This is a genomic window from Kineosporia sp. A_224 (genome assembly GCF_002198655.1).
GTDB lineage: Bacteria > Actinomycetota > Actinomycetes > Actinomycetales > Kineosporiaceae > R-H-3.
Map to the genome: position 1 here is coordinate 1 of NZ_MWLN01000155.1, position 19,365 is coordinate 19,365.

At 74.5% G+C, this 19,365-nt stretch carries 23 protein-coding genes; 10 read left to right on the forward strand and 13 right to left on the reverse strand.

The genetic code is table 11. The annotated features are described in order from the left end of the window. Positions 1–277: 277 nt before the first annotated feature. Together mftE and EDJALFJO_RS13705 are read right to left on the reverse strand one after the other, a co-directional pair. Positions 278–958 (reverse strand): mycofactocin biosynthesis peptidyl-dipeptidase MftE, encoded by a 681-nt coding sequence (gene mftE, locus EDJALFJO_RS13700; RefSeq protein WP_088286108.1) that lies wholly within the window; start codon positions 956–958, stop codon positions 278–280. Between the two features lie 16 nt (positions 959–974). Further along, positions 975–1,781 (reverse strand): SDR family oxidoreductase, encoded by an 807-nt coding sequence (locus EDJALFJO_RS13705; RefSeq protein WP_088286110.1) that lies wholly within the window; start codon positions 1,779–1,781, stop codon positions 975–977. A gap of 95 nt (positions 1,782–1,876) precedes the next feature. On the opposite strand from EDJALFJO_RS13705, the gene mftR reads away from it, so the two are divergent. After that, a complete protein-coding gene (gene mftR, locus EDJALFJO_RS13710) occupies positions 1,877–2,536 on the forward strand; it encodes a mycofactocin system transcriptional regulator (protein ID WP_088286112.1) in 660 nt (219 codons plus the stop codon). Between the two features lie 21 nt (positions 2,537–2,557). Here the strand turns inward: mftR and mftD are convergent, their stop codons facing one another. The 4 genes from mftD to mftA all read right to left on the reverse strand — a co-directional run bounded on the left by mftD (position 2,558) and on the right by mftA (position 5,514). Further along, positions 2,558–3,736, reverse strand: coding sequence for a pre-mycofactocin synthase MftD (gene mftD, locus EDJALFJO_RS13715; protein WP_088286114.1), 1,179 nt, complete (start codon positions 3,734–3,736; stop codon positions 2,558–2,560). A gap of 61 nt (positions 3,737–3,797) precedes the next feature. Next, on the reverse strand, positions 3,798–5,096 hold the full coding sequence (gene mftC / locus EDJALFJO_RS13720) for a mycofactocin radical SAM maturase (RefSeq protein ID WP_088286116.1): 1,299 nt from the start codon (positions 5,094–5,096) through the stop codon (positions 3,798–3,800). Next, positions 5,093–5,368, reverse strand: coding sequence for a mycofactocin biosynthesis chaperone MftB (gene mftB / locus EDJALFJO_RS13725; protein ID WP_088286118.1), 276 nt, complete (start codon positions 5,366–5,368; stop codon positions 5,093–5,095). The genes mftC and mftB overlap by 4 nt, the downstream gene beginning before the upstream one ends. A gap of 23 nt (positions 5,369–5,391) precedes the next feature. Beyond that, entirely contained in the window at positions 5,392–5,514 is a 123-nt protein-coding gene (gene mftA, locus EDJALFJO_RS13730; RefSeq protein WP_088286120.1) for a mycofactocin precursor MftA, read from the reverse strand. 213 nt (positions 5,515–5,727) lie between these two features. Between mftA and EDJALFJO_RS13735 the strand changes: the two genes are divergently transcribed. Genes EDJALFJO_RS13735 through EDJALFJO_RS13745 form a run of 3 tightly spaced genes read left to right on the forward strand, consistent with a single transcriptional unit; the run spans position 5,728 to position 7,573 of the window. After that, positions 5,728–6,978 (forward strand): MFS transporter, encoded by a 1,251-nt coding sequence (locus EDJALFJO_RS13735; protein WP_158220428.1) that lies wholly within the window; start codon positions 5,728–5,730, stop codon positions 6,976–6,978. A gap of 58 nt (positions 6,979–7,036) precedes the next feature. Next, a complete protein-coding gene (locus tag EDJALFJO_RS13740; RefSeq protein ID WP_088286124.1) occupies positions 7,037–7,288 on the forward strand; it encodes a type II toxin-antitoxin system prevent-host-death family antitoxin in 252 nt (83 codons plus the stop codon). Positions 7,289–7,306: 18 nt separating this feature from the next. Continuing rightward, entirely contained in the window at positions 7,307–7,573 is a 267-nt protein-coding gene (locus EDJALFJO_RS13745) for a type II toxin-antitoxin system RelE/ParE family toxin (protein WP_088286126.1), read from the forward strand. 11 nt (positions 7,574–7,584) lie between these two features. Here the strand turns inward: EDJALFJO_RS13745 and EDJALFJO_RS13750 are convergent, their stop codons facing one another. The 4 genes from EDJALFJO_RS13750 to EDJALFJO_RS13765 form a co-directional block, all read right to left on the reverse strand. Then, complete coding sequence (locus tag EDJALFJO_RS13750) at positions 7,585–7,899, reverse strand: hypothetical protein (protein ID WP_088286128.1); 315 nt, start codon at positions 7,897–7,899, stop codon at positions 7,585–7,587. Further along, on the reverse strand, positions 7,896–8,081 hold the full coding sequence (locus EDJALFJO_RS13755) for a hypothetical protein (protein WP_088286130.1): 186 nt from the start codon (positions 8,079–8,081) through the stop codon (positions 7,896–7,898). The genes EDJALFJO_RS13750 and EDJALFJO_RS13755 overlap by 4 nt, the downstream gene beginning before the upstream one ends. A 96-nt stretch (positions 8,082–8,177) precedes the next feature. Further along, on the reverse strand, positions 8,178–10,385 hold the full coding sequence (locus tag EDJALFJO_RS13760) for an alpha-galactosidase (RefSeq protein WP_088286132.1): 2,208 nt from the start codon (positions 10,383–10,385) through the stop codon (positions 8,178–8,180). Further along, positions 10,382–11,632 carry a Fic family protein gene (locus EDJALFJO_RS13765; RefSeq protein WP_088286134.1) on the reverse strand — a complete coding sequence of 417 codons (1,251 nt, stop codon included), beginning with the start codon at positions 11,630–11,632 and terminating at the stop codon, positions 10,382–10,384. The genes EDJALFJO_RS13760 and EDJALFJO_RS13765 overlap by 4 nt, the downstream gene beginning before the upstream one ends. Positions 11,633–11,778: 146 nt before the next feature. Here EDJALFJO_RS13765 and EDJALFJO_RS13770 point away from each other — a divergent pair, with 146 nt between their 5' ends. Then, a complete protein-coding gene (locus EDJALFJO_RS13770) occupies positions 11,779–12,603 on the forward strand; it encodes a GNAT family N-acetyltransferase (RefSeq protein ID WP_088286136.1) in 825 nt (274 codons plus the stop codon). Positions 12,604–12,634: 31 nt separating this feature from the next. Continuing rightward, positions 12,635–13,165, forward strand: a complete 531-nt coding sequence (locus tag EDJALFJO_RS13775; protein ID WP_088286138.1) for a TspO/MBR family protein — start codon at positions 12,635–12,637, stop codon at positions 13,163–13,165. Here the strand turns inward: EDJALFJO_RS13775 and EDJALFJO_RS13780 are convergent, their stop codons facing one another. Both EDJALFJO_RS13780 and EDJALFJO_RS13785 read right to left on the reverse strand, forming a co-directional pair. After that, a complete protein-coding gene (locus EDJALFJO_RS13780) occupies positions 13,166–13,579 on the reverse strand; it encodes a type II toxin-antitoxin system VapC family toxin (protein ID WP_158220429.1) in 414 nt (137 codons plus the stop codon). It abuts the gene before it with no gap. Beyond that, positions 13,576–13,827, reverse strand: a complete 252-nt coding sequence (locus tag EDJALFJO_RS13785) for a type II toxin-antitoxin system Phd/YefM family antitoxin (protein WP_198950280.1) — start codon at positions 13,825–13,827, stop codon at positions 13,576–13,578. The genes EDJALFJO_RS13780 and EDJALFJO_RS13785 overlap by 4 nt, the downstream gene beginning before the upstream one ends. 151 nt (positions 13,828–13,978) lie before the next feature. On the opposite strand from EDJALFJO_RS13785, the gene EDJALFJO_RS13790 reads away from it, so the two are divergent. The 4 genes from EDJALFJO_RS13790 to EDJALFJO_RS34345 all read left to right on the forward strand — a co-directional run bounded on the left by EDJALFJO_RS13790 (position 13,979) and on the right by EDJALFJO_RS34345 (position 18,488). Next, positions 13,979–14,557 (forward strand): hypothetical protein, encoded by a 579-nt coding sequence (locus EDJALFJO_RS13790; protein WP_088286142.1) that lies wholly within the window; start codon positions 13,979–13,981, stop codon positions 14,555–14,557. A 183-nt stretch (positions 14,558–14,740) separates the two neighbouring features. Continuing rightward, positions 14,741–16,717 (forward strand): methyl-accepting chemotaxis protein, encoded by a 1,977-nt coding sequence (locus EDJALFJO_RS13795; RefSeq protein ID WP_158220430.1) that lies wholly within the window; start codon positions 14,741–14,743, stop codon positions 16,715–16,717. Positions 16,718–16,765: 48 nt separating this feature from the next. Further along, the gene (locus EDJALFJO_RS13800) at positions 16,766–17,884 is read left to right on the forward strand and encodes a Gfo/Idh/MocA family protein (RefSeq protein ID WP_233149859.1); all 1,119 of its coding nucleotides are present in this window, start codon (positions 16,766–16,768) and stop codon (positions 17,882–17,884) included. Positions 17,885–17,921: 37 nt separating this feature from the next. Next, positions 17,922–18,488: a hypothetical protein gene (locus EDJALFJO_RS34345; RefSeq protein ID WP_088286146.1), complete on the forward strand. Its 567-nt coding sequence runs from the start codon at positions 17,922–17,924 to the stop codon at positions 18,486–18,488. Positions 18,489–18,519: 31 nt separating this feature from the next. Here the strand turns inward: EDJALFJO_RS34345 and EDJALFJO_RS13810 are convergent. Next, positions 18,520–19,365, reverse strand: an 846-nt coding sequence (locus EDJALFJO_RS13810; RefSeq protein WP_158220431.1) for a LytR C-terminal domain-containing protein, incomplete at its 5' end; no start/stop codon positions are given.

Sequence of the window (19,365 nt, forward strand, 5' to 3'; positions counted from 1 at the left end):
CGCCACGCACGCCAGAACACACGACGAGCCTCCAGCGAGTACGCCATCGACAACACCCCACATCAGAAGGCGTTGCACTCACCGATTGAGGCCAAGCGCGATGTGGGGTGCTTCCCACACCAGAGGACGACGTCAGGTGCTTCACGCACCAGAGGACGTGGCGCGAGAGGTGCGTAACCCGCCAGAGGACGCGTCACGATCGGTGCAGGAGCCGCCAGAGGACGTGCGGAACGTGCACAACCCACCAGAGGACGCCGAGTGGGCACCGGCAAGCGCGTCAGAGCCCCCCGACGAGCCGGTCGTAGGCGTCGACAGCCCGCTCCACCAGCCGGCGGAGCAGTTCTTCGCCCTCCGCAGCGGTCGCGCCCGTCGGGTCGCCGAGGACGCCGTTGGGGCTGACTCCGCGCACACCCTCGGCGCGCAGCCGGGGGAGCAGGTCCGCGACAGGGGCGATGGGGCCCGGCGCGGCACGGTCCAGGGCGACGATTTGCGGGGCGAGGTGGAGCAGGAGCGAGGTCTCGGAGCGGCCGGCGTGCGCGTCCATCCCGGGCAGCCCGAGGTGTACGGCGGCGACCGTGCGGCCCTCGTCGAGGCCGAGCCGGACGGCCCCGGCGACGGCCTCCGCGTTGCCGCCGTGCCCGTTGACGAGCAGCACCGCGGGCCAGGTCGAGGTCGCGTCGCGGAGCAGCTCGACGAGGAGCAGGCGCAGCGCCTCGGTCCCGATCGAGAGCGTGCCCGCGAACCCGACGTGCTCGCCGCTGGCGCCGAACGGCACCGCGGGGGCCAGCGCGGCGCCCGGCCGGGCGGCGGCCAGCCGTTCGGCGACGGCGGCAGCGACGAGGGTGTCCGTCGCGAGCGGCAGGTGCGGGCCGTGCTGCTCGAGCGACCCGAGCGGGACGACGAGCGCACCGCGCGCGGCCGCCGTGACGTCCGGGGACAGCGCGTCGGTCAGCCGCACGTGAGGCCCGCCGCTGTCACCCGACGAACCCGCCGTCGACCTCGAGGGCCGTCCCGGTCACCGCGGACGCCCCCTCGGAGCACAGCCAGACGACCGCCGCCGCTGGTTCCGCCGGCTCGAGCAGCCGGCCCAGCCGCTGGCTCGGGGCGAACTGCTCGACGTCGTCCAGGCCGTACGCAGCAGCGGTACGGGTGAGCATCGCCGTCCGGGTGCTCCCCGGCAGGACGGCGTTCGCGGTGACGCCGGCGGGTGCCAGGTCGGCGGCGAGCGAACGGACGTAGCCGAGCGCGGCGTGCTTCGCGGCGACGTACGAGCCGAGCCGCGGCAGACCCCGGGTGCCGGCCGACGAGACGACGGCGACGAACCGGCCGCGGGCAGGTGCGGCAGCGGCCAGCAGCACCGGGCAGGCGGCGCGGGCGAGGTTCGCGACGCCGTGCAGGTTCACCGAGAGGTCGCGGTCGAGGTCCTCGGGGGTCAGGCCCCACGCCGGTCCCTCGGCGCCGAGGATCCCGGCGACCGCGACGGCCGCGACGAGCCGGTCCCCGGCGAGCCCGACGAGGTGCGCGACGTCGTCCGGTCGCCGGACGTCGCACGGCGCGTGGAGGACGTCCGCCCCGGCCGCGCGGCATGCGGCAGCGCTCGCGGCGAGGTCGTCCGCGGAGGCGAGCGCGTACGTGAGCCCGGGGACGGCGTCCGCTGCCGGCACGTCACCGAGCACGAGGTCCCACCCGGCCCGGGCGAGCCCGAGGGCCGTCGCGGCGCCGATGCCGCGGGCGGCGCCCGTGACGACGGCGACCGGGCGGGCGTGGTCGGTGGTGGTCATGGCACCACTGTGGCGCAGCGCGCGATGATGTGGCCCGGGTGCCGCCGTGGCGCCCGGCGGGTCGCCCCGCCGCAGGGGTGCGAGGAGGGAGCCGCGTGGCCGCCGACGTCTACTCCCCGCGCGCCGGGCGCCCGCCGAGCACGTCGGCCGGCCGGCTCGAGCAGATCGCCTTCGACTTGTTCACACAGCACGGTTTCGACGAGACGACGCTCGAGGACGTGGCCGCGGCGGCGGGCATCAGCAAGCGGACGTTCTTCCGCTACCACCGCTCGAAGAACGACCTCGTCTGGGGCGACTTCGACGTCCACCTCGCGCAGTTCCGCGCCGAGCTCACGGCCCGGGACGGCGAGCCGATGATGCAGGCGCTGCGCCAGGCCGTCGTGGCGTTCAACCGCGTCGAGGGCGAGGCCGTGGTCCAGCACCGGCGCCGGATGCAGCTCATCCTCACCGTCCCCGCGCTGCAGGCGCACTCGACGCTGCGGTACGCCGCCTGGCGGCAGGTCGTCGAGGAGTTCGCCGGGCGACGGTCCGGGCACCCGCGCGGCACCCTGCTGCCGCGGCTCGTCGGGCACCTCGCGCTCGCGACGAGCGTCGCTGCCTACGAGCAGTGGCTGGCCGAGCCGGACGCTGCTCTCGAGCCGCTCATCGACAGTGCGTTCGCAGCGCTCGCAACGGGTTTCGACGCCGCCGCCCCGGCGGCCGGTGCCGCGCCGTCCGCGCCGAAGGGCGCCGTGTGGCACGGGCTGCGGCCCTGACCCGGACGAGCCGGCCACCCGTCAGACGCCGAGCCTGCGGACGAACCCGTCCGGCACGAGGACGTCGTCCGGGCCCAGGTCGGTGACCTTCTCCTTGCCGAGGGCCATGAGCGCGGAGTCGATGCCGTTGCGGAAGATGTCGAGGACGTTCTCGACGCCGGTCTGGCCGTTCGCGCCGAGACCCCACAGGTAGGCGCGGCCGATCATGCAGGCCTTGGCGCCGAGCGCGAGGGCCTTGACGACGTCGCTGCCGCGGCGGACGCCGCCGTCGAGGAGGATCTCGACCTGGTCGCCGATGGCCTCGGCGATGGCGGGCAGGGCGCGGATCGAGGCGGGGGTGCCGTCGAGGTTGTTGCCGCCGTGGTTGGAGACCGAGATCGCCGAGACCCCGGCGTCGACGGCGCGTTTGGCGTCGTCGACCCGGATGACGCCCTTGAGCATGAACGGGCCGTCCCACTGCTTGCGCAGCCAGGCGACGTCGTCCCAGGTCGGCGGGGGCGTCATCATCCACTGGCCGTAGGCGGCGAAGAAGCCGGGGGCGTCCTCGCCGGGGTGGGCGGTCATGTTCGGCACCGACAGCGGCGGCGGCTTCATCGTCCTGGCCCACTCGAGGAACCAGCGGGGCCGGGTGACGGCCTCGGGCATGCGGGTGACGATGGTCTTCAGGTCGACCCGTTCGGGGATCTTGGGGCTGCCCCAGTCCCGGGCGTGGGAGAACGACCAGTCGAGGGTGAGGATGATGCCCTTGGCGCCGGCGTTCCGGGCGCGTTCGAACCGGGCGACCATGTCGTCCCTGGAGCCGCACCAGTAGACCTGGAAGAAGGTCTGCGGGTTGGCGGCGACGACCTCCTCGACGGGCTTGGACGCGAACGAGGACAGGCCCATCGCGACCCCGCGGGCGGCGGCGGCGCGGGCGACGGCGACCTCACCGTCGGGGTGGACGGCCTGGACGCCGGTCGGGGAGATGAGGACCGGCAGGGCGACGTCCTGGCCCATGACCCGGGTCGACAGGTCGCGGTTCGCCGCGGTGGCCGCGATGTGCGGGGCGAACCCGAGCTCGGCGAACGCGGCGAGGTTGTCGTCGAGGGTGGTGCCCTTCTCCGACCCCGCCAGGAGCGCCATGTAGACGCTCTTCGGGAGCCGCTTCTTCGCGAGCTTCTGCGCGACGGCGACGGTCTCGAACCACTCGGTGCGTGCCATGGGGTCTCCTGCCTCAGCAGCTCGGGTCAGCCGGCATGTTCGCGTCGGCCGGCAGTTCGGGTCAGCCGGCGCTGCGCAGCGAGAAGCCCGCGAGCGGGTCGTCCTCGCACGCGCTGACGGCGCGGGTGCTCATGGGAGCGGTGCGGCCGATCGTCACCGGCACCGGGCGCGCTGCGCGGGTGGTGCGGTGCGAGTGGTCCTGGTCCGGCTTGGGGACGGCGGCCAGGTCGGCCGCGTCGAGCGCCGCCAGCGCGGTCTGGCCGTAGCCCTTGACGCACTCGGGGTCCGGGCCGTCCAGGGGCAGGCCCGTGAAGAACTTCGCGGCCATGCAGCCGCCGCGGCAGGTGCCGTACGCGGAGCAGGACGTGCAGGCGCCGCCCTTCTGCGGGATCCGTAGGTCGGCGAAGAGGTCGCTGGTGCGCCAGACCCCGGTGAAGCCACCGGTGTCGCGGACGTTGCCCGCCCGGAACGAGTCGTGGATCGCGAACGGGCAGGCGTAGACGTCGCCGACCGGGTCGATGAGGCAGACCACCCGGCCCGCGCCGCAGAGGTTGAGGCCGGGGAGAGCATCCCCGTAGGCGGCGAGGTGGAAGAACGAGTCCCCGGTGAGGACTGTGTCGACCGGCGCGCCGTCCGGGCCGGTCGTGTTCGCCACGAGCCAGTCGTAGAGCTCGCGCTGCTGGCCGGGCAGCGGGTGCAGGTCGTCCCAGGAGTCCGCGCCCCGCCCGGACGGGCGCAGCCGGGTGATCCGCAGGGTCGCCGAGTACCGGTCCGCGAGGGCCTTGAAGGTGTCGAGCTGACCGATGTTGTGTCGGGTCGCGACGACGGAGATCTTGAAACCGGTCATCCCGGCGGCGGCGAGGTACTCCATGGCGCGGACGGCGGTCGCGTAGGACCCGGGGCCGCGGACGTGGTCGTTGACGTCCGCCGTCGCGCCGTCGAGCGAGATCTGGACGTCGACGTAGTCGCTCGCGGCGAGCCGGGCCGCGACCTCGGGGGTGATCTTCACGCCGTTCGTGGAGAACTTCACCCCGACCTGGTGTGCGGTCGCGTAGTCGACGATCTCCCAGAAGTCCGGGCGGACCGTCGGCTCGCCGCCGCCGATGTTCACGTAGAAGACCTGCATCTTCTGCAGCTCGTCGATGACCGCGAAGCACTCCGCGGTCGACAGCTCGCGCGGGTCGCGCCGTCCGGAGCTCGACAGGCAGTGCACGCACGACAGGTTGCACGCGTACGTGAGCTCCCACGTGAGACAGATCGGCGACTGCAGGCCCTGCTCGAACAGGTCGACGAGCTTCGGCGCCGGCGACCCCGCCGTGGCCAGGCCCGGGCGGTCCTCGGTGACGGTCGTCCCGCTCATGAAGGGTCCCTCCGCACGATCATCCCGGTCTGCGCCAGGGTCTCCAGGGCGCCGGCCACGTCGGCCGGTACCGGGTCGGGCACGCCCACGGCCACGCACGCCGCCCGTGCGGTCGCATGGTCGGGCAGCGACCGGACGGCGTCCGTGAGCAGCGGGTCCTTGAGGAACGACAACCGGCGGGTCCCGAAGTGGTAGAGCAACGCCCCGAACGGCTCGGGGCGGACCGCGACCTGGGTATGCAGCCGCCAGGCAGCGTCGAGGTCGAAACCCATTGCTGCGCAGGGGATGTGCAGCGTCAGTAGACGCCGCACATCCCGTCGATGGAGACGTCCTCGACGAGGGTCTCGACGGTGGCCTGGTCGGCCGCGGGGGCGACGGCGTCGGTCTCGACGGCGTCCTTCGTGGTGGGCTCGTTCACGGTTCCTCCTGGGTGCGCGACGGTGCATCACCTGGTGCCGGGACCAACGTCCTGCGGCGTGGGGTCGAGATTAACTGCACCCGGTGACGAAATGGAAGGGCTGCTGTCGCGAACGGTCTGTCAGGACAGGCCCGTACCTGTCCGGAAGGAGAGTGGCCCGGCTGCCCGGGAAAGGGATCGACCTCCGTCGGGCCCGCCGGATACCGTCCCGCCGTGCCCGATCACGAACGCCGGTGGCTGCTCGACGCCGGCCGTACCTACTACGGCCTCGAGGGCTTCTCGTCCCTGCTCTGGACGCTCGGGTTCACCCTCAACCTGCTCTACCAGGTCGAGGTCGTCGGGCTGTCGCCGTTCGAGATGGTGCTCGTCGGGACGGCGATGGAGCTCACGTGCTTCCTCGGGGAGATCCCGACGGGGATCGTCGCCGACCTGTACTCCCGGCGGCTCTCGGTCGTCATCGGGTTCGCGGTCATGGGAACGGGGCTCGTGCTCCAGGGGGCCGTCCCCGAGCTGTGGGCGGTGCTCCTCGCCCAGGTCGTGTGGGGCATCGGCTACACGTTCACCTCCGGCGCCACGGAGGCGTGGGTCACCGACGAGGTCGGTGAGGACGCCGTCCGGCCGCTGTTCACCCGGGCCACCCAGATCGGCCTCGCGATGACGTTCGTCGGCACCCTGCTCGCAGGCGCGGTCGCGCTCGTCGCGCTCGCCGTCCCGCTGCTCGTCGCGGGCGCGGGGTACGTGCTGCTGGCGGCCGTCCTCGCCCTCGTCATGCCCGAGCGCAACTTCAGCCCGGCGCCGCGCGAGGAGCGCGAGACGTTCGCCGCGATGCGCCGCACGCTCCGCGACGGGCTCCGCCAGGCCCGCTCGCGCCGTGTCGTCCGGACGTTCCTCGTCGTGAGCCTTGTGCTCGGGCTCGCCAGCGAGGCGGTGGACCGGCTGTGGGTGCCGCGCGTCGTGGCGGGGTTCGACCTGCCGGACGTGCCGGGGCTCGGCCAGGGCAGCGGCATGGTCGGCGCGTTCACGCTGTTCGCCCTCGTCGGGGCGGCGATCTCCCTCGTCGTGAGCCTGGTCGTCAACCGCCACGCCGAGCGTGCCGTCGCGAACCCGCACCCGAACGTGCTCCTCGCGGGCCTCGTCGGCGTACAGGCCGCCGGGATCGTCGGGGTCGCGCTGCTTGCGAGCCTGTGGCCGGTCATGCTCGCGCTGTGGCTGCGCAACGCCGCTCGCTCGCTCGCGGGGCCGATCGAGGCGGCCTGGCTGAACCGCAACGTCGACTCCTCGTCGCGCGCCACCGTGCTGTCCGTGAACAGCCAGATGGACGCCGTGGGCCAGGTCGCCGGCGGCCCGCCGCTCGGCGCGCTCGCTTCCCGGACGTCGATCCCGGTCGCGCTGCTCGTGTCGGCAGCCCTGCTGCTGCCGGCCGGCGGGTTGCTCGCGCGGCTGCGGCCGGAGGAGGCGGCCTGACGGCAGATGCCTGTGGACAACCACACCGGAGGTCGGTGGGGAGCCGTACCCTCGGGGCATGACCGACCTACCAGTGTCAGAGGTGGCTGCACGGCTCGAGGAGCTCGTCGCTGGTGTCGTCGCGGGGCGCGGTCGGGTCACGGTGACGCAGCCAGGGGTGCCGGCTGCTGTGCTTCTCAGCGCAGAGGAGCTCGACGAGCTGGAGGAGGCAGCGGCTGTGGCCGACTACTACCTGCGTCGCTCGGCCGGGACCCAGATCTCTGTGAGTCACGAGGACGCCGTGCGACGGCTTCGCAGGAAGTCTGCGTGACCGACGGGCCGTCGTCAGATGCGGTACGAGGTCAGCTGGGATGTCCGCGCGATCGACATGGCAGCCGGCTTCCTCGGCGACGATCCCGCCGGACTTGATCTGGTTCTCGACCAGGTCGAGCGGCTGTGTGTGGAGCCTCGTCCTCCTGAGGCGCGGGCCTGGGGTGAGGTACTCCTCCGCCTTCGGGTCGGCCGCTACAGGGTGACGTACTCGGTGGACGACGCGGCAGAGCACATCGAGATCATCCGCGTCGGGCGGGTCGGCGCGGAGGACCGGAACCGCTGAGGGGCGACGGCTCACCCCGCCGTCGGCAGGTCCATGTGCACGCTGACGAGCTCCACGGCGCCGTCCGGGCCGAGGCGCGCGACGACGGCGACCAACGGGACGAGGCGGCCGACGGTGACGAGAACCCGGTACTCCGGGCGGCCGGGCAGGATCTGCGGGAGCGCGTCGAACCCCGCGGCGAACCGGTCGATGATCTTGAGCAGCTCGAAGGTGTCGAACTCGCCGCGGGTCGGGCGGCCGTCACCGGCCGGTTCGGCGGGCAGCAGCCGGTCGAGCTGGTCGAAGAACGCCGGGGTGGCGCGGACCTGGCGGCGGCCGGTCGTCACCCCGCGGACGGGGCGTCGGACGCCGCGATCTGGTCGAGCAGGCCGCTGCGGACGCGGGCCAGGAAGTCCGCCGAGATCGGTTCGAGGTCGGTCAGCACGGCGGCGTCGAACACCGCCTGGTCCTCCGCCGGGGACAACCCCGCGAGCTCCGCCCCCGACCAGACCTTCTGCGCAGCGTCCATGGCGCTCCCTCCCTCGATCACAGGAGAAACCCTAGAGGTCACCCCTGACAAGACCGACGACCGTTGGTGTGATCTGTCCCTGCGTGTGGCGTGCCGTCAGCACCGGTCGAGGACGACGACGTCGGCGTCCCGGGCCAGCGCCCAGGGGACGACGAACCCGGCCGCGAGGTCGCGCCCGGACAGGACCGCTGCGTCGGTCGGCGCGGGGTCGCGGCGACGGCCGAAGAGCCCGCCGCGGGGCGGCGCCGGGTCGGCCGCTGCTCCCGTCGGGAGCAGCGTGGTGCCGCGGTTCGCGAGCCGGTAGCGGGCCGCCGGGTCGAGGCCGGGCACCCGGACGACGAGGTCGGCGCGCCCCGCCGAGGGCCGGGCGTAGGCGAGGACGACGACCCGGGCCGCGTCGGGGGCGACGAACGTCAGGGCGTAGCGGGCGTCGTCCGGGTGGCCGTGCGCCGTCACCGCACCCTCGTGCACGCACGCCCGGATCTCCTTGTAGAGCGCGACGAGAGCCGTTGCGCGGGAGCGGGTCGCGCCGTCCCAGGCGAGCAGGTCGACGCCGATCCCGAGCGCGCCGGCCATCGCGACGACGAACCGGAAATCCAGCGAGCAGCCCTCGCCGTGGTCGTCCCAACTGGTGACCCACGAGCTCATCGCGGCGGCCGGGTATGCGGTGAGGAACCCGTGCTGGACGGCGAGCCGGGCGCGCGGGGCGGTGTGGTCGCTCGCCCACGTGACGTCGGTGAGCGCGAGGGTGGCGTCGTCGAGCCGGCCGGCGCCGCTCGCGCAGGACTCGACGGTCACGTGCGGGAACTCGGCGCGGACCATCCCGAGCAGGCCGTAGTACGCCCTCGTGTGCTGCACCGACCACTCCCGCCCGTGCGGGTCGCCGGGCCGGCCGCCGTCCGTCACGGGGCGGTTCATGTCCCACTTGAGGAACGTGATCCGCTTCTCCTGCAACAGGTCCCGCAGCACCCCGGCGACGTGCGCGGCGACCTCGGGGCGGCCGAGGTCGAGCACGTACTGGTGCCGGACGCTCACGAGCGGCCGGTCGCCGGCGCGGTACACCCAGTCCGGATGGGCCCTGTAGAGGTCGCTGTCCGGGCTCACGCACTCGGGCTCGACCCACAGGCCGAAGCGCATCCGCGGGTGCACGGCATCGATGAGCGGGCCGAGGCCGGCCGGGAACTTCACCGGGTCGGGCCGCCAGTCGCCGATGCCGGCGTGGTCGTTCGTGCGGCCCGCGAACCAGCCGTCGTCGACGACGAAGCACTCGGCGCCGAGGTCCGCGGCGACGGCCGCAAGGCGCGCCTGGTGCTCGACGCGGACGTCCCAGGCCGTGGCGTACCAGGAGTTGTAGACGACCGGACGGTGCTCCGGGCCGGTCGTGCGCAGCACCTCGAGGCGCTGGAAGGCGTGCCAGCGCCGGGTCACCCCGGCGACGCCGTCCGGGCTCCACGTGCCGAGCATGTCCGGCGCCACGAACCGCTGCCCCGGCTCCAGGGTGACCAGGGTCGACTCGTCGTCGACCCCGCCGCTGACCCGGACCCGCCCGCGGGTCGGGACGGCGTCCACCGACATCCGCCACGACCCGCTCCAGGCGAGCTTGACCCCGAACGCCTCGTCGGCGTCCGGGGCGGCGCCGAAGCGCTGGACGACGACGCAGGGCGCGTAGAGGTGACCGGTCAGCCCGTTGCGGCTGCCGATGCTCAGCTCGCCGGCGGGCAGCGCGGCGCGCGTGCGGGTGAGCTCGTCGGCCCAGGCCCCGGTGAGCAGGTCGACGTCCGCGCCCGGACCGACGGGGACGTCCCACGCGCCGCTGAAGACCCGGCCCAGGCGCACGGTCCGGGTCGCGGAGGTGTTCTCCACGACGACGTGCTTGCGGACGACGTCGTGCCGCTCGTCGGTCGTGACGACGAGGTCGACGGCCAGCGTGCCGGTCGTGTCCGTGAGGCGGGCGATGAGCGTGTGCCGGCCCGGTCCGTCGCCCGGGCGCTCGACGCGCACCGGCCCGAGCCGCAGCAGCACCCCGACGAGCCCGTCCCCGAGGTCGGCGACGAGCTCGGCGCGCTGGACGTGCCGGGTGCCGAGCGCCGTCCACTCGCTCGGCTCGACGTCGGTCGGGGTGAGCACGTTCGTCTGCTCGACGGCGACGTGCCCCCAGGTCGCACCCGGTGCGCCCCAGTGCACGAGGCCGAGCCCGGTCCCCGACGCGGACGGCGCGACGACGTACTCGGCGGTGGCCGTGGGCAGCCGCCAGGGGCCGGTGTCAGGGGTGCGGCCTGTGGACGTGCTGTGCGCAGGAGTCATGAGGTCGCTCCGTCGTCGGTGGTGGCGTTGCGCCGGGAGTCCCGGGCTGCTCGTGCGATCCGTGCGCCGAGGTCGTCCAGCTCGTCGAGCACCGCGCCCACACCCCACACCTGGCCCCGGACGCGCTGGAAGAGCGGTCGCACGACCTCCGCCTCGGCCAGGCGCGCGATCGCGGTGTAGACGCTGCTCGGGGTGCCGCCCAGCAGTGCGACGACGTCGTCGGCGGAGAAGACCGGGCGGGTCGTCAGGTGGGGGAGCAGCAGGTCCGTCGCGCTGCCGCGCCGCGGCCGCCCGAGCCGGGCGGCCCACTCGTCGGGCAGGGCCGCGAGCCGGTCGCCCGTCCGCCGTGCCTCGTGGGCCGAGATCCGTGCGGCGTCCGCCACCATCGTCACGATCGGCCGGGCGTCACCGTCGCGGTAGGCGTCGAGCAGGTCGAAGTACGTGTCGCGGTTCGCGACGAGGGCGGAGGCCAGCGGGACGACGACGCGCTGCGTCGTCCTCCGGCGGCGCAGGACGACGTTCATGAGCGCCCGCCCGATCCGGCCGTTGCCGTCGGTGAACGGGTGGACGGACTCGAACTGCGCGTGCGTGATCGCGGCCTGCACGAGGACGGGCAGGTCGTCCCGGGCGGCGAAGGCGAGCAGGTCGTCCATGAGCGGCGGGACGAGGTCCGGCGGGGGCGGCACGTAGAGCGCCTCACGGGGCGAGTGGTCGCTGCCGCCGACCCAGTTCTGGACGTCGCGGAGCCTGCCGGCGTAGGCCGACTCGGCGACGTCCTCGTGCATGAGCGCGCGGTGCGCGTCGAGGAGCTGGTCGAGGGACAACGGCGCGCCGGGCGCGACGGAGCCCATGAGGACCTCGAGGGCGTGGGTGGCCGCGACCATCGACACCGCGGACAGGTTCGTCCTGCTGCCGTGGAGCGCCCGCGCGTAGTCCTCGGTCCCCGCCTCGACGGACTCGATCTTGGACGACGCGACGGACTCCGTCCGGAGCAGGAGCGTCCCGAGCGCCTCGAGCTCGGCGCTCCGGGAGGCGTCGAGGGCGACGATCTCGGACGTGGCGGCCTCGACCCGCGCGCCCAGCTCGGCGTCGAGCGCGACCCGGACGCCGGCGACGAGCGGCGGCCGCATGGTCGTGACCTGGGTGAGCGTGCGGTCCTCGCGGGTACCCGACCGGGTGCGCTGCCGCCACGGCCGGCTCTGCGCGGCATGCGGTGGCCATCCGCTGAGCGGCACGGCTGCGGGCATGGCTGCTCCAGGTCGGACCTGTCGATGAGATATTCCGACTTAGCAAGCATAACTCGGAATATCTCCGGCGTTGTTCCAGGTTGTCGGCACTCGAGACGCGCCGGTTGACTCAGTGCCTCTCAACGCCCGCACCCGAAGGAGGCCCCATGAGCCGCTGGACCCCGGACGCGGTCCGCGCCGCCGCGGCCGAGTGGGTCTGGGTGCCGCCGGGCGCCCCCGAGGTCGACACCGACGAGTACCACCTCGTCGGCTACCCGGAGAGCTTCGAGCACCCGACGCAGGTCGCGCGGTGCCGTTCCGCGCGGCCCGCCGACGACCTCGTCGACGAGGTCGCCGGGATCGCCCGGGGCTGGGGCCGCAGCACCCTCGGGTGGTGGGTCGGCGACGGGACGACGCCCGCCGGGCTCGGCGAGGCGCTCGCACGGCGGGGCGCCGAGGTCGTCGAGACGGTCGACGTCCTCGCGTTCGACCTCGCCGGCGGGCTGCCGGACGCCGTACGACGACCAGCCCCGGCGGGCGTCGACGTCCGGCTCGTCGACGACGCCGACGCGCTGCGGGCGGCGAACGACGTGTCGGTCCAGGTCTGGGACGCGCTCGTCCCCGAGGACGACGACGCGTGGCTCGCGGCCGAGCTGGCCGACCTCGGCCGGCCGATCCGCGACCGCGGCGGGTTCTCGGTGCTCGCGACCGTCGACGGCGTGCCCGCCGCGACCGGCGGCTGCACCCTCGCGGACGACGTCGCGCGGCTCTGGGGCGCGGCCACAGTCCCGGCGCTGCGGGGTCGCGGCGTCTACACGGCCGTCCTCCTGCACCGGATGGCGGTGGCCCGCGAGCACGGCGCGACGCTCGCGCTCGTCAAGGGCCGGGTCGGGACGTCCGCGCCGATCCTGCGCGGTGCCGGCTTCACCGCCTACGGGCAGGAGCACCTGTACCGGCAGCCGCTCGGCGCCGGCGCCCCGGCCACCGTTTGACACCCTGCCCGGCACCCGGGAGCGTCGTCGCATGATCCCCGCAGACGCGACGGGCCGGCCGGCCCCGGCCGCCGCCCCCGCGCCGGACGAGAGGTGGAACCGGGTGCTCGCCGTCGCCGCGGTGCTCGTGGTCGTCGCGTACGCCGTCCTCGCGACGCGCTGGGTGAGCGCCGACCCGGGCTGGTACGACGCCCTGACCAAGCCGTCCTGGCAGCCGCCGGACTGGGTGTTCGGGGTCGCGTGGCCGTACAACTTCCTCGCGCTGGGCGTCGCCGGGGCCGTGCTCGGCCTGCGGACGCCGCGCGGCACCGCGGGCCTGTGGCTGGCGGTCCTCGTCGCGAACGCGGCCTTCGCCCTCGGCTGGGCGTACCTGTTCTACGTGCCGCACGCGCTCACCGCCGCGGCCGTCTCGCTCACCGTGGGCGCCGTCCTCGCCTGGGTGCTCGCGTTCCTCGCCTGGCGGGCGCTGCCGTGGACCGGGGTCGCGCTCCTGCCCTACGCGCTGTGGCTCACCGTCGCGACGAGCCTGGCGTTCGGGTTCGCGGCGCAGCGCACCGGTTGATCAGAGGTCCGAGTACCAGCCGTCGGCGCGGCCCGGCGCGAGCACCGTGAACCCCCGCTCGGCGGCGGCCTGGGCCCGGCGCCGGTCGTAGGTGAGGAACTCGGTCTCGCCGAGCTCCATGGCTGCGACGAGATGGATGGCATCGGCGGTCCGCAGGAAGGTCCCCGCCGGGGAGGGAAGCCGGCCGGCACGCCACAGGGCGGCTTCGTCGATGGACAACAGGTCGAGCTGCCGCAGCAGCAGGCCGGCGGCGGCGCCGGCCCCCGCCCGCGTCGCCGGCCGCGTCAGCTCCGCGATGGTCAGCTCGCTCGACGTCGTCCGGTCGGACGCCGACGAGAGGAACGCGGCGACGTCCGCGCTCTCCGGCTCCGCGACGAGCAGCTTCACCAAGGCGGACGTGTCGGCGTACGTCACTCGCCCCGGTCCTCCGCGAGCAGCTGCTCCGTCGGCCGCTCCGACGTGACGGGGCGCGGGAGGACCGTCAGGTCGAGTCCCGTGCCCACCCTGAGCCGGCCCGATGCCGTCAGCCGCGACCGCGGGTCCGAGCCGGCCGGCACCAGGACGGCTGCTGGGACGCCGTTGTTCGTCACGAGCACCGACTCGCCCTCGGCGACCCGCCGCAGCAGCTCACCGGAGTTGTTGCGCATCTCCCGCTGGCTCACAGACTCCGTAGGGCACCTCCGGAATCACCGTAGCACGGTGTAGCACGCGCTGGCGCTCAGGGAGATCCCCGAGCGGACGTCGCCACGAACCAGGGTGCGGACAGGGACTTCGCCACTGGCCCCGAACCCGGAACGGGGGTGGAATGTCCGTATGGCAGACGTGAAATCGGCATGGAACGACGCGGGGGACCAGCTGCAGAACCTCGGCGCCTCACTCAAGCAGCACTACGCGCAGCAGCGCGGCGAGGACGCGAGCCAGACCAAGGAGCAGGTCGGCGACGCGTTCAAGAAGGTCGGGGACGCCCTCCAGGGCGCGTTCGACGCGCTCGGCGCGGCGGCCAAGGACCCGGCGGTCAAGGCGGACGTCAAGCAGACCGGCAAGTCGGTCGCCGACGCGCTCACCGTCACCTTCACCGAGCTCTCCGAGGACGTCCGCAAGGCGTTCGAGAAGCGCAAGGGTGACGCGGGCGAGGCGTCCGGGACGCCGACCCGGGAGCCCGGCGAGTCCGGGACCCCGTGGGGGACCGCCCCGGACGGCGGCGCACCTGCCGCCGGGACCGACGAGACCCCGGCCCCGAGCGCGCAGTGGACCGCACCGGCGACGTCGGACTCGACGGCAGCCCCGGCCGGTGCGCAGGAGCACGGCGTCGACGGCGGCACCGCCCCGCAGACGCCCGGCGAGAACGGCCCGGACGCGCAGGGCCGGCAGGACCCGGCCTCGAACATCTGACCGTCGCAGGACGCCCGGTCCCGGCTGTGGGCCCGTTGGCCACGGCCGGGATCGTTCTCATCGGGCGAACACCCCGGTGACCTCTCATGACCGGGGTCGCTCCGGACGACAACCAAGAGGCCGGCACGAACCGCTGCCGGGGGCGCCGCACCGCGGCGCATGTCGTCGCGAAGGAGCCCCGGCGTGTCCGGTCGTCTTCGTACGATCCGGGGCCGGATCGTGCTGCTCGTCGTCCTCGTCACCGTCGTCGGTCTCGGGTCGGTCGTGGGCTACGCGACGTGGGCCGGCCGGGCGACGTCCCTCGAGGACGGCCGCCGGTACGGCGTCGAGGTGGCGGAGGGCGTCGCGAGCGACGTCGAGCGGGCCATGAACGAGCCCGTCCAGTCCGCGCGCGACCTCGCGGCGGGCCTCGGTGCACAGGCCGCGGCCGGACGTGCGGACCGGGACGCGTCCGACCGCACGCTGCTCGCCGTCCTCGGCGGGCACAGCGGCTTCCTCGGCACGTGGACGGTCTGGGAGCCGGACGCGTTCGACCGGGCGGACGCCGCGCACCGCACCGACCCGCGCAGCGACGCCACCGGCCGCTACATCCCCTACGCCGTCATCGGCAAGGACGGCAAGGCGTCCGTCACGCCGCTCGTCGACTACGAGAAGGAAGGCGTCGGCGACTACTACCTGCTGCCGAAGAAGTCCGGCAAGGAGGTCGTCCTCGACCCGTACACCTACGCGATCGACGGCGTCGACGTCCTCATGACCTCGGTCTGCGTGCCGGTCGTCGTCGACGGGAAGGTCGTCGGTGTCGCCGGGGTCGACACCGCGCTCTCGTCGGTGCAGGAGCGGCTCTCCGGCGTCCGCCCGCTCGGCACCGGTCGCGTCGAGCTCGTCACCGCCGCGGGCACGGCCATCGCCGGCCCCGCGGGGACGGCGGTCGGCAAGCCTGCCGAGAAGTCCCTCGTTGCGGCCGCCGCACGGGTCGCGTCGTCCGGCCGCACGAGCGTGACGACCGGGACGACGGCGCTCGTCGACGGCTCCGCCCTCGTCGTCGACGTGCCGGTGCGGGTCGGCGAGAGCTCGACGTGGACGCTGCGGGTGGCCCTGCCCCTCTCGACGCTCGACGCCCGCGCCGCGCACACCCGTGACGTGGTGCTCGGGGTGGGCGCCCTCGCCCTCCTGCTCGCCGTCCTCGTGGGCCTGTTCGTCGCGGGCACCGTCGTCCGGCCGCTCGACCGGCTCAACGCCCAGCTCGCCGACATCGCCGAGGGGCGTGCGGACCTCACCCGGCGCGCGGACGAGCAGGCCGGCGGCGAGGTCGGCGCGCTCGCCGTCTCCTTCAACCGGTTCGTCGGCCGGATCGCCGACCTCGTGCGCGAGATGCGGGACGGCGCGCACGCGGTCGCCGGTGCCGCCGGGCACCTGTCCGACTCCGCGAACGCCCTCAGCGAGACCGCCGAGCGCACGAGCCGTGAGGCCGGTGAGGCGGAGGACTCCGTCGGCCGGGCCCGGGACGGCGTCGGCGCCTCGGCGCAGGCGATCGGCGAGATGCGGGCCTCCATCGAGGAGATCGCGCGCAACGCGTCCGAGGCCTCCGGGGTCGCGGGCGAGGCCGTCGGGATGGGCCGGCAGGCGGACGCCGCGATCGAGCGGCTCGCGACGTCGTCGGCCGAGATCGAGGACGTCGTCCGGCTCATCACGTCGATCGCCGAGCAGACGAACCTGCTGGCGCTCAACGCGACGATCGAGGCGGCCCGGGCGGGCGCGGCGGGCAAGGGCTTCGCGGTCGTCGCCGACGAGGTCAAGCAGCTCGCGCAGCAGACCGCCGAGGCCACCGACGACATCGTCGCCAAGGTCGCGACGATCCGCACCGACACCGGCCAGGCGGCCGAGGTGATGCGGGCCGTCGCCGAGGTCATCGAGCGGATCGACGGCTACCAGACGACGATCGCCGCGGCGGTCGAGGAGCAGACGGCGACGACGGTGCAGATGGCGGACAACATGGCCGCGGTCGGCGCCGCGACGGACGGCATCACGACGAGCGTCACCCAGGTGACGTCCGCCGCGCACTCGTCGGTCTCGGCGATCACCCAGACCCGGGCCGCGGCCGAGGAGCTCGCCGAGGTCGGGCAGCGGCTCAGCCGGCTCGTCGACGAGTTCGTCTGCTGACACGCTGCCGTACGGAAGTGGTCCGGCCCGGCGCCTACCGTGGGCGCCGTGCCGGACCCTGCTGACGACCCCGTCCTGCCCGTCGCCCTGCCGTCCGGGCCCGTGCCCTTCGCGGTCGTCGGGTACGGCTGGCGGGCGCAGTTCTTCCTCCGGCTCGCCGCGCTCCTGCCGGAGCGGCTGGCTGTCTGCGGGCTCGTCGTCCGCCGTCCGGACGTCGCCGGGAGGGCCGCCGCGACGTGGGGCGTGCCGACCTACCCGACCCTCGACGACCTGCTCGCCGCCCAGCGACCCGGGTTCGTCGTCACGAGCGTCCCGTGGGACGCCAACCCCGGCCTCGTGCGCGACCTCGTCGGGCGCCGCCTCCCCGTGCTCACCGAGACTCCGCCCGCCCCCGACCTCGCCGCGCTGGCCGGGCTCTGGGCGGACGTCGGGGCGAGCGGCCTGGTCCAGGTCGCCGAGCAGTACCACCTCATGCCGGGGCACGCGGCGCGGCGGGCGGCGGTCGCCGCCGGCACCGTCGGGACGCCGTCCCAGGTGCAGGTCTGCTCGACCCACGGCTACCACGCGGTCTCGCTCGTGCGGACCCTGCTCGGCATCGGCCGGCTGCCGGCGACGGTCACCGGGACGACGCTGCACGGGCCGCTCGTCGACCCGGTCGGCCGCGACGGCTGGACCGACGACCCGACGCCGAGGCGGGCCGCGAACGTGCTCGCCACGCTGGACTTCGGCGACGTCTCCGGGGTCTACGACTTCAGCGACAACCAGTGGCACAACCCGCTGCGGGGCCGCCGGGTCGTCGTCCGCGGCAGCCACGGCGAGATCGACACGGACGACGTGACCCGGCTCGCGGGTCCGCGCACCGTCGTCCGGTCGCGGCTCGAGCGGCGCCAGGTCGGGTACGACCTCGACCTCGACGGCTACGACACCGACCACGTCTCGCTCGACGGCCGGGTGCTGTGGCGCAACCCGTTCACCGGGCTGCGCCTGGCCGACGAGGAGATCGCCATCGCGTCGATGCTCGTCGCGACCGCGGCGTGGACCCGGGACGAGGGGCCGGAGCCCTACCCGCTGCGGGACGGCTGCCACGACCACGCGCTCTCGCTGGCGATCGACGAGGCGGTCGCGACCGGCCGGTCGGTGCGGGTCGAGGACCTTCCGTGGGCGTGACGGTTCAGCCCGGCGGTGCGGCTGCCGACAGGCTCGTATGGGAGCAGGACGTCTCGAGGCGCTGAGCAGGCTCGGTGAGTCGCTGCTGCCGCGGATCAGCCCGCGGCGCGGTGCGATGGTCGACGGCGGCTGGACGACGGTGCTCACCCCGCGCGGGCTGCTCCGGGCCGCGCCCGGGGTCACCCGGCAGGCGGTCCGCAGCGGCGCCGACCTCGTCGTCGTGACCCTCGACGTCGTCGACGTCACCGTGCCGGGCGCGACCGCGGGCGCGGCCGGGGTGCACCTGCAGGCCCGCCGTTCCGTCGAGGACCCGTCGGCACTCGTCGGTGACCTGCTCGAGGTCTCGGTCCGCACGACGGACCGGGTCGCCCGGACGTCGCCGCACCGGTTCGCGGTGCTCCTCGCCGCCGGTTCGGCGTTCGCCGCCGACACCGCCGAGCGGCTGCACCGCGGCGCCCGCCGCACCGTGCGGCCCTACGGGCTCGGGGTGCGGGTCGGCGTCGCCCGGCGGGCCGCCGTGGACTGCACCGGCCCGGCCGAGGCCTGGCTGGGCGGCATGATCGACGAGGCCGCGACCGGCGCGGACCTCGGCGGGGGCCGGTAGCCCGAGCCGAGCCGGGCCGGGTGCGGCTGCGTCAGGTCGCGGACGGTGCCGGGGTCTTCGAGGCGCTCTTCGACGGGCTCGTCGTGCCGGCCGGGGCGGTGCTCCCGGACGGCGCGGGGGACGGCTCGCCACCGGGCTGGGCGCACCCGGCCGGGACGGACGCGAGCGTGGGCGTGAGGGCCTTGGCGGCCGCCGCCGCGGACCGGACCTTGGTGAACTTCTTGCCGAGCACGAGGTCGACCGACTCGCTGGCCCGATCGTCCGGGACGAACGTGACCTTGCCGTCGAGGTAGGCGGCCACCGTCTTCGCGGCCTCGAGGCCCGCGGGCCCGTGCCGGATCACCGCGGTGCCGGGGACCTTGGCCTCCTGCGGGTCGTTGCCGACCTCGCCGATCTGGAACCCCCGCTTCTTGAGCGTGGCCGCGACCGTGCGGGCCAGGCCGGTGCGGCTGCTCGCGTTGTAGACCTTGACGGTGATGTTCTTCGCGGGCGGGGCGGTCTGCGTCGCGGTCGGGCACACCGGGGCGGCGACGCTCGCCTCGCCGAACGGCCATGACCAGGCGCCCTGGAAGAACGTGAAGGATGCCAGGCCCATCGCGAGGACGCCGAGGAAGATCCCGAGGAAGGTCAGCGTCCGGCGGCGCTCCCGGCGGCGGTGCGCGCGGATCATGTCCGCCGTCGGCCGCAGGGTGATCGCCGTCGTCTCCGGGTCCGGCGGGTAGCCGTACCCGTACCCGGTGTCGCCCGGCGCGCCGCCGTCGGCGTCCGGGCCGGGGGTGACGTCGTCGTAGCCGACCTCGCCGAGGGACTCGTAGGCCAGGTCCGCGGGGGTGGTGCCGGCCGGGGCGAGGTCCGCGGGGGCGTCCGCGGACCTCGC